Origin of the sequence: Mesorhizobium sp. M1163 (assembly GCF_040318415.1) — a bacterium.
GTDB lineage: Bacteria > Pseudomonadota > Alphaproteobacteria > Rhizobiales > Rhizobiaceae > Mesorhizobium.
Window position 1 is genome coordinate 1 of sequence record NZ_JAMYMF010000083.1, and the last position, 8,761, is coordinate 8,761.

An 8,761-nucleotide genomic window follows, 5' to 3' on the forward strand; every position below is an offset into this window, starting at 1 on the left:
TATGTGGCGGAGGCAAGCTGGTTTTGGCCGGCCCTGACGGACGTCAGCGCGGCTCCGCCACATAATCTCGCCCGACACATAAGAATGGTTATGTGGCGCGCCACATAACCATTCGCCGGCGATCTTTATGTCTTCCGCGGCCGCAGCGGCAATCTGATCAAGATTATCTGGCATGATGGGCACGGCATGTCGCTGTATGCAAAACGGCTCGAGAAGGGCCGGTTTCTATGGCCGTCGCCGGCGGACGGTACGGTTTCCATATCACCGGCGCAGCTCGCCTACATGCTCGACGGGATCGATTGGCGCAACCCGCGCCACACGTTCCGCCCTGAGCTCGCGGGCTGAGTTTTTCTTCGAGTTTGCGCCATTTTCCGCGAGTCAGCGGACGCGTTTTATGATTCACTTCAGAGCATGGTTGCCCCCGCCCAGGATGCTGTTCCGGACGATATTGGTGCGCTGAGAGCAGCGCTGAGCACGGCGCTGGCCAGGGCCGAAGACGAAGCCGCACGCGCTGCGCTGGTCGAGGCCGAACTGGCGGTCGCCAGGGCCAAGGCATCGGATGATGCGGCGCTGATCGCACATCAGGATCTGACGATCCGCAAGCTGCAGCGGGCGCTGCATGGTCAGAGTTCTGAGCGCTCAGCCCGCCTGCACGACCAGATGGAGCTCACCTTCGAGGAACTCGAGAGCACGGCGACGGAGGACGAGATCGCCGCCGAACAGGCCGCAGCCCGCACTACCGAGGTGGCGCCTTATGTGCGCAAACGACCGGCGCGTCAGCCCTTTCCCGAGCATCTGCCGCGCGAACGCGTGGTCGAGCCGGCGCCGGCTGCTTGCCACTGCTGCGGCGGTCATCGGCTGCGCAAGCTGGGTGAGGATATCACCGAGACGCTGGAGGTGGTGCCGCGGCAATGGAAGGTGATCCAGCACGTGCGCGAGAAGTCACCTGCCGCGACTGCGAGGCGATCAGCCAGGCTCCGGCGCCGTTCCACGCCACCCCGCGCGGCTGGGCCGGTCCCGGCCTGCTGGCGATGATCCTGTTCGAGAAGTTCGGCCAGCATCAGCCGCTCAACCGCCAGGCTGAACGCTATGCGCGCGAAGGCGTGCCGCTCAGCCTGTCGACGCTCGCCGACCAGGTCGGCGCCGGCGCCGCGGTGCTGATGCCGCTGTTCAAACGGCTCGAAGCCCATGTGCTGTCCGCTTCACGTCTGCACGGCGACGATACGACGGTTCCGGTCCTGGCTAAGGGCAAGACCGACACCGGCCGATTATGGACCTATGTGCGCGATGACCGACCGTTCGGCGGCGCCGACCCGCCGGCGGCGGTGTTCTATTATTCCCGCGATCGTCGAGGGGAACATCCCGCGGCGCATCTTGCCGGCTGGAGCGGCATTCTGCAGGCCGATGCCTTCGGCGGTTATGGCGATCTCTATGCGACGGGTCGCCAGCCGGCGCCTGTTCTGGAAGCCAGCTGCTGGGCCCACAGCCGGCGCAAAGTGTTCGAGCTGGCCGATATCGAAGCGGCGGCGCGCAAGAAGGCGCGCGGCGAGAAGCCCAACCTGGTCTATCCGCTCGCGGTTGAAGCCGTGAAGCGCATCGATGCCCTGTTCGATATAGAGCGCGCGATCAACGGGCTGTCGCCAGGCCAACGCCACGCCGCGCGCAAAGAGCGGAGCGCGCCGCTGGTCACCGAGCTTGAGCGCTGGATGATCGAGACGCGCGACAAGCTCTCGCGCGGACACGATCTGACCAAGGCCTTCAACTACATGCTGCGCCGCTGGTCATCCTTCACCCGGTTCCTCGACGATGGGCGGATCTGCCTATCCAACAATGCAGCCGAGCGAGCCCTGCGCGGCATCGCAAAGCCACGCAGCGCACGCTCGGCGGCATTGTTAGTCAGACAAATTTGGCCGTCTCTGAGACGCCGATTTCTACCGGACCGATTCGGTGGGAAACCAAACCCTAAGGCGAATGGCGTACGTTCCTTCCGCCAAGCGACACCGGGAAAAGCACAGGTTCGTCCCTGCTTCCCCTTCCCCGATCAACTTGCCTCGCTGCGGAGAGCCGCGCATGCCGTCACAGTTTTAGCTTTCCAATTCATCTCGGATGGCGCGAAATGCCGCGAATGAATCGAACGGAAGGGGTCTAGCTGGCTGACATAATTGGTCAGGCCACTGCGTGCGATTCAGAGGTGTTTGCTCAGGCCGGTGTGAGAGTTTCACCACCGCAAAGTCCGCCTCGGGATCGATATAGATTAGCTGGCCAGCATGGCCCCACGCGATATAGACCCCTCTCTTTTGGTCCTCGATCCAGAAAGTATTGTGATAAGCACCGTTTGGCAACTCTGGCTCCGCATCTCCGAACAGCTTGAACAAAAGAGGGTCAGGACGTCGTATAGCGTCGATCCATTCAGATGGAACGATCTGCCTCCCATTCAGTCTGCCGCCGCGCAGATGGAGCAGTGCGAAGCGGGCAAAATCACGGAGTGTGGCTTGGAATCCGCCAGACGAGAGGGAGAAACGCGATTTGTCTATGATTTGGAAGGCATCCTCCTCCGCCCCCATCGGCCCCCATAATTCGCTGCTGTACAGCTCCGGAAGAAATTTGCCGGATACCCGCTGCATAATGAGCCCAAGCACGTCAATGTTAGCGTCAAAGTACTTGAAACGTGCGCCGTGGGGCGCCTCAAGCTCCCTTATCCGCAGAATGCTCTGCCATATGTTAGCTGGGGCGTCTGGATGTCCCTCCGGCGGGCCGAAATATCCTGAAGCTACACCGTAATTGAAAGTATCCGAATGCGGCACATACCATAGCCCCTCGAGTGTCGCGCCCGCAGTCATATCCAGCAGGTGCTGCACGGTGGCGCCGTGATAGGCGGTGGCCTTAAGTTCGGGCAAATACCGCGCTACCAGACTCTCGGGGTCGATAAGTCCTCGATGGACGAGTATCCCGAACACCGTCCCCGTAATGGATTTCGAACACGATCTGCCAATGTGCTGAAAATGCGGTTCCATGCCATTCATATATGTCTCGAACACGATCTCGCCGCGATGCAGAACCAGAAACCCGGCAGTATAGTCCTTCTCGAGATATTCGCGGATTGTTGCCCGCCGGCCGTCTCTGGAGGCAACTTCGATGTCACCAATATCCCTGAGTCGCTGTGGAAGCCGCAGGACCGGCCCTGGCCCTCGCCAAACCCGGGCGGTTCGCGTAGATTCGCTTACGTGTGAAAATGTCCACCTGCTATAAGGCCAAAAGGACCACTCATCCGCCGGGATCATGGGCGCGCCCAGCGTCGGATCGATCTGCCACGACTCGGGATCGGACTGCGGTGATTTGTCGGCAGTTGCAGCGACGGGCGTGGATTGCGCCTCTGCTAATTCCGAAAGGTGAGGAGCGGAGGTCGTGGCCATCCCCTTTTTCCATAAATCTTGCTTACTTTTCATTCATCATCCCCTACGCCAAGCATTCCTGCGACAGGCAGTTGCGTCCAACAAGTCGATCCATTCAATGCCCCGAGAACCCGCCGCTAGGCGCGTCTTGGAACGTCAGCCCGAGGTCGGAAAGATGGCCCCGCCCTGAGTTACGATGGGTGTGCATCTTACCAAGAACGTTACCCCCACGAAGACCACGCCCTGCTCATGAATGTAAGCGTCGTACGTGACCCTTTTGCGCGAATTGTCGTGAGCGAACGCAGGAAGCCGGCGTTTTCTCGCTCCCTACCGCATCGGCTATGGTTGCTGGTAGGGAGGTTGTCCGTCCGAGGCTTGGATGGACAGTTCGCCGCGGCTGCGCTGCTTGGCCTTTTCGGGGTCGCCACCCTCACTTAGAGCTCAAAAATCTTTCGGGGTGCCGCCGTTAGAACCTCAACTCCCGACTGCGAAACCCTGAAGGTTTCGCTAATGACATAGCCGAAATCCTCGTCGATCCAATTCCCGAGCATCAAATGGAAAGTCATGTTTGGCACAAGGATCGTGGTGTCACCGTCCTTCAGGCTTGCCGTTGGTTCAAGCCAGCCGATGCCATGGGCGTAACCACAACGCGTTTCCTTCTTAAGTCCTTGCTTCCCGATTGTCCGACAGAAAGCATTGGCCACGTCACTGCACGTGGCTCCCGGGCGGATAGCTTCAAGTGCTGCCTCAAGGCCTTCCACCTGGATCTCATGGATCCGGCGTAGCCGCTCCGACGGAGCTCCAATCGAATATGTACGCATGAGACCAGCATAATAGCCATGGCGCGAACCGCCCAGTTCAAGATTGATTTGCGAGCCCTGGCGAAATACATCATCGGCCCATGGGATGTGGCAAGTGCCTGTGCGCGGCGACGCACATAGGTACACCGGAGGTATCCTCGTTCCAGGCTTTCCGTTCGCCCCGCGCACCAAAGTTCCTACGATTTCTGCTATTACATCGGCTTCTCGCACCCCTGGGCGAATCACCTCAGCAGCGCGCAGCACGGCTGCATCGGAAATAGCGGCGCACTCCCTCATCACCGCGATCTCTAGATCGGACTTGACAAGCCGAATCCAAGTAGCAAGTTTACTGCAGTCTACGATCTTTGACGCCGGCAGGCGCGATTTGAACTTGTCCGGCGCTCGCGACGGAAGGTCGTCCAGCTCAACACCGATGCTCTGCTTCGCATAGCCGGCCTCTTGTATATGGTCGATGACTGCGTCATATCCATTTTTCTCGGGATTTCCGATTAAGGATTCCGGATAGGATATTATTCTGTCGCGCTCCATGAACGTCTCATGCAAGGCCGCTGGGGCATCACATTGACGCAAAATGAAAGTCGGCTCCTGTTCTCGAATGGAAACTAAAAGCGCCTGTGGAACATAGGCTGATAGCGCTGTATATCCCGATAGATAGGTGATATTATTTGCGTCCGAAATCACGAGTGCCTCAACACCCCAACGCTCCATTTCCGCTTTTACTGCGGTAATTCTGCGCATATACTCCGAGCGGGGGAAGGCTTGGGGTGCTCTGCTAATTGCCATGAAGTCTCTTCCTTGCAATGTAGAAGATAGGTTCTACCGAACAAAGATGGAATTGCCGCCGGAGCAATTTCGCGGCACCGATCCTGCTCAAGCGTTGGTCGCCTGCTTCTGGCTCGGTTTAATACTCATCAAGCTGCCAGTGTCGACTCGACAAGGTTAACCCAATAACCAATGCCATAGGGGAGTGCCTCGTCATCGAAGTCATAGGCTGCATTGTGCAGGCCCGCAGACGACCCATTGCCCGCAAAAATAAAAGCCCCTGGCCGCGCCTGCAGCATGTAGGCGAAGTCCTCCGAGCCCATCAGCGGCGGGATCGTGTCATTCAGGTCATCATTGCCCACCAGAATTCGGGCTGCGGCGGACGCAATACGGGTTTGTTCGGTGTGATTAAACGTCAAAGGCTCCAGCCGGCGGTGGCTGAATTCAATCTCGGCGCCGAAGCCGTTCGCAATTCCTCGTGCGCATGCTTTAATCTGCTGCTCAGCGAAGTCTCGCAGAACCGGTGACAGGGTGCGAACAGTGCCTCCGAGTTCGACGGTATCGGGGATGACGTTGTATGCTTGGCTGGCGTTGAACCGGGTTACCGATACCACAAGCGCTTCGGTTGGGTTGGTATTACGCGACACCAAGGTTTGCAGGGCAAGAACTATTTGCGCACCAACGACGACAGGATCAATAGTCATGTGGGGCGCGGCCGCGTGGCCACCCCTCCCCCTTACGATGATGTCAAATTCATCAAGCGCAGCCATAATTGAACCATCACGTATCCCAAAAGTACCAATGCTCATTCCGGGCATGTTGTGCATGCCGAACACCTGGGAGATGTCATAGCGGTCCATGATACCATCCTGAACCATTCTTTGAGCGCCTCGGCCAGCCTCTTCGGCGGGCTGGAAGATTAGAGCCACTGTTCCCTTAAAGTTGCGAGTGGCTGCGAGGTACTTCGCAGCTCCCAGCAGCATCGCGGTATGACCATCGTGTCCGCAGGCATGCATTTTGCCTTCGTTCTCTGATGTCCAAGGCTTATTCGACGCTTCGAGGATGGGCAACGCGTCCATGTCGGCTCTCAGGCCGATTGTTGGACCGTCTCCGCTGGCACCCTGAATGACGGCCACAATGCCGGTTTCGGCTATACCGGTCTCAATGCGATTGATACCGAAAGAAGCCAACTTCCCGGCGACAAAACTGGAGGTGTTTTGAAGCCTGTACTCTAGCTCAGGATTTTGGTGCAGGTAGCGGCGCCACTCGGTCGCCTCAGCTTGAATGTCTCGGAATACTTCAACGCTATGCATCTTCTTTAGCCCACATCTCTCAGGTTCGGCATTTAATAACCAACGGGACAACTTTCCTACGGTCTACATATCTGAGGACACTTCACCCTTATGGCACCCTTCTGCTCTGGCGCCAGGCCTCGCATCACAATGAAATTGCCCGCCTCGTTTTCAATAGAATCCGTAGCCCTAATGGCTTAGTCAAATGCAGTGTTTATATCGCTGCCATCTTGGTTTGAGATAAACTCCGGGCGGCGTGTCTTCCCCGGCGCGCAAGGACGGCACCTTGGCACGAATTGGGCTCAGCCGGCGACTCCGACAGCGCAGCTCACGCAATCAGGGCAAATAGCCCTGGCACATGTGCCCGCCAATACGGGTTTCAAAATCGCGCCCCGATACCCCGGGAACTTTCCGTCTTGCCCATCCTTGATACCCAGTGCCCGCTTCATGAAGGTAGCAGCCTCAGATTGACGGTTTCCGCCAATAATACTCCATTGTCGCTCGAAATCTTCGCCTTCTTGCTGTCTGCGCATATAAACCAACGATTTACTCGAGAGTGGGAGCGCTCGCTCACCAACGCTTCGACGGCGTAGCGGAGCCGCGAAGCAGTGCTCGCGCCCCAAGGAAATCAAGAACCACGAATATCGCGTCGGGCTGACGCCGGGCTCGGTCCGCGAATATGTCGCCCACGCCCATGAAGTGCTGGTCGAGACCGGCGCCGGGATCGGCGACGGCCAGATCCTCTACACCTACCTCCATCACGCCGCGGCCGCCATTGGCCTTCTGGCCTCGACTGTGGAGTAGCGGGTGTGGACGCGTCCGGCGAAGAGGTCGTCGAGCTGGCGCAGACGCGGGATCGAACGGTCGATGATGGTGACGTCGGCGCCGAGGCCGGCCGCCATCTTGGCCGCATGCAGGCCGACAACGCCGCCGCCGAGCACGGTGACCTTGTCGGGCAGCACACCGGGCACGCCGAGGCGTCTTACCCTCCCCTTCCGTCAATATCGCGCTGCAGTTCGTCGGGGCGAAACGCTGGTTGATGGAACAGGTCACAGCGGAGATGGTGTGCGAAGGAAGTTTCACCGCTACGGCTGCCCTAAGCTTCCTAGAGCTCGAATAGCTGTCTCGGCGACTTGGTCAGAACTTCACAGCCGGAGTCCGTAACACAGAAAGTTTCGCTTATCACGTAGCCAAAATCTTCCTCAATCCAGTTCCCAAGCATCAGGTGAAAGGTCATATTTGGCCTCAACACCGTCTTATCTCCGTCCTTTAGGCTTGCAGTGGGCTCGCTCCAATCGATGCCGATGGCATATCCACATCGCGAGTCCTTCTGGAAGCCCGACTTTTCGATCGATCGATAAAACGCGTTAGCGACATCGCTGCAAGTCGCGCCTGGCCGAACGGTATCCAGCGCTGCTTCCATGCCCGACACCTCTATATCGTGAAGGCGCCGTAGACGATCGGAGGGGCTCCAACTGAGAACGTCCGCATTATCGCCGAAACGTAACCGTGACGGACACCCCCTATCTCGAGGTTAACCTGAGATCCAACTCGGATAACATCTTCGCTCCACGCAATGTGAGATGTCCCCGTACGTGGGGACGAGCAGAGATACATCGGTGCAAGGTCGGTCCCAGCCTTGCCGTTAGCCCCACGCGCGAGTTGAGCTACGACCTCTGCCATAATATCGGCTTCACGAGCGCCCGGTCGGATCACTTCAGAGGCTCTCGTGATTCCCGCATCAACGATTGCTGCCGCCTCGCGCATCGTCGATATTTCGAGGCCAGACTTAATCATTCGGATCCATGCGACAGAATGGGTGCAATCGACGATCCGGGTGGTTGGCAGACGTGACTTGAACTTGTCGGATGACTGTTGATTTCCGCCGAGAACTGACCCGGGATTTTCGCCGAGAAGTGACCCGCCTTCATGTATGGTTTGGGTCTCAGGCTTTGGTCAAGGTGGGTGCTTTCTCCTTCTTTGTGGCAGGGGTCTGGGCCGAGCTGTTCTTGAAGCGGAAGCTGTCGTTTCCAGTCTCCAGGATATGGCAATGATGGGTGAGGCGATCGAGCAGCGCCGTCGTCATCTTGGCATCGCCGAAGACGGTAGCCCATTCGCTGAAGCTTAGATTGGTGGTGATGACGACGCTGGTGCGCTCGTAGAGCGTGCTCAGCAGATGGAACAGCAGCGCACCGCCTGAGGCGCTGAAGGGCAGGTACCCGAGTTCGTCGAGGATGACGAGATCGGAATGGGCGAGCCGGTTGGCGATCTGGCCTGGCTTTCCCTGGGCCTTCTCCTGCTCGAGCGCGTTGACGAGTTCGATGGTTGAGAAGAAGCGCACGCGCTTGCGATGGTGCTGACCGCCTGCACGCCGAGGGCGGTGGCGATGTGGGTCTTTCCGGTGCCGGGCGGACTGGGCTCATAATGCCCGTTATCAGGATGGCGAGGCAAAGAAGATTGTCCGTTACGCCTTTCATCCACGTTCGGGCGGGGA

Annotated in this window: 3 protein-coding genes and 7 pseudogenes; 3 read left to right on the top strand and 7 right to left on the bottom strand. The window is 58.5% G+C overall.

Going from position 1 to position 8,761, the window contains the following annotated elements:
• Nucleotides 1-120: 120 nt before the first annotated feature.
• Nucleotides 121-345, top strand: a pseudogene (gene tnpB, locus NKH43_RS34730) (IS66 family insertion sequence element accessory protein TnpB); the annotation flags it as partial.
• Nucleotides 346-411: 66 nt separating this feature from the next.
• Nucleotides 412-1,877: pseudogene (gene tnpC / locus NKH43_RS34735) on the top strand (IS66 family transposase); the annotation flags it as partial.
• On the opposite strand, the pseudogene NKH43_RS34740 reads toward tnpC, so the two are convergent.
• The 4 genes and pseudogenes from NKH43_RS34740 to NKH43_RS34755 form a co-directional block, all read right to left on the bottom strand.
• Nucleotides 1,847-1,936, bottom strand: a pseudogene (locus NKH43_RS34740) (IS66 family transposase); the annotation flags it as partial. The pseudogenes tnpC and NKH43_RS34740 sit on opposite strands and share 31 nt — an antisense overlap.
• A 148-nt stretch (nt 1,937-2,084) precedes the next feature.
• Nucleotides 2,085-3,413: a serine hydrolase domain-containing protein gene (locus tag NKH43_RS34745; protein ID WP_352861981.1), complete on the bottom strand. Its 1,329-nt coding sequence runs from the start codon at nt 3,411-3,413 to the stop codon at nt 2,085-2,087.
• Between the two features lie 413 nt (nt 3,414-3,826).
• Entirely contained in the window at nt 3,827-4,996 is a 1,170-nt protein-coding gene (locus tag NKH43_RS34750; RefSeq protein WP_352861983.1) for a M24 family metallopeptidase, read from the bottom strand.
• A 128-nt stretch (nt 4,997-5,124) separates the two neighbouring features.
• A complete protein-coding gene (locus NKH43_RS34755) occupies nt 5,125-6,288 on the bottom strand; it encodes a M20 aminoacylase family protein (RefSeq protein ID WP_352861985.1) in 1,164 nt (387 codons plus the stop codon).
• A 606-nt stretch (nt 6,289-6,894) separates the two neighbouring features.
• Here NKH43_RS34755 and NKH43_RS34760 point away from each other — a divergent pair.
• Nucleotides 6,895-7,002, top strand: a pseudogene (locus NKH43_RS34760) (hypothetical protein); the annotation flags it as partial.
• 50 nt (nt 7,003-7,052) lie between these two features.
• Here NKH43_RS34760 and NKH43_RS34765 read toward each other — a convergent pair.
• From NKH43_RS34765 to NKH43_RS34775, 3 pseudogenes are all read right to left on the bottom strand, one after another.
• A pseudogene (locus tag NKH43_RS34765) lies at nt 7,053-7,241 on the bottom strand (NAD-binding protein); the annotation flags it as partial.
• A gap of 131 nt (nt 7,242-7,372) precedes the next feature.
• Nucleotides 7,373-8,064, bottom strand: a pseudogene (locus tag NKH43_RS34770) (M24 family metallopeptidase).
• A gap of 148 nt (nt 8,065-8,212) precedes the next feature.
• Nucleotides 8,213-8,676: pseudogene (locus NKH43_RS34775) on the bottom strand (ATP-binding protein); the annotation flags it as partial.
• Nucleotides 8,677-8,761 lie beyond the last annotated feature (85 nt).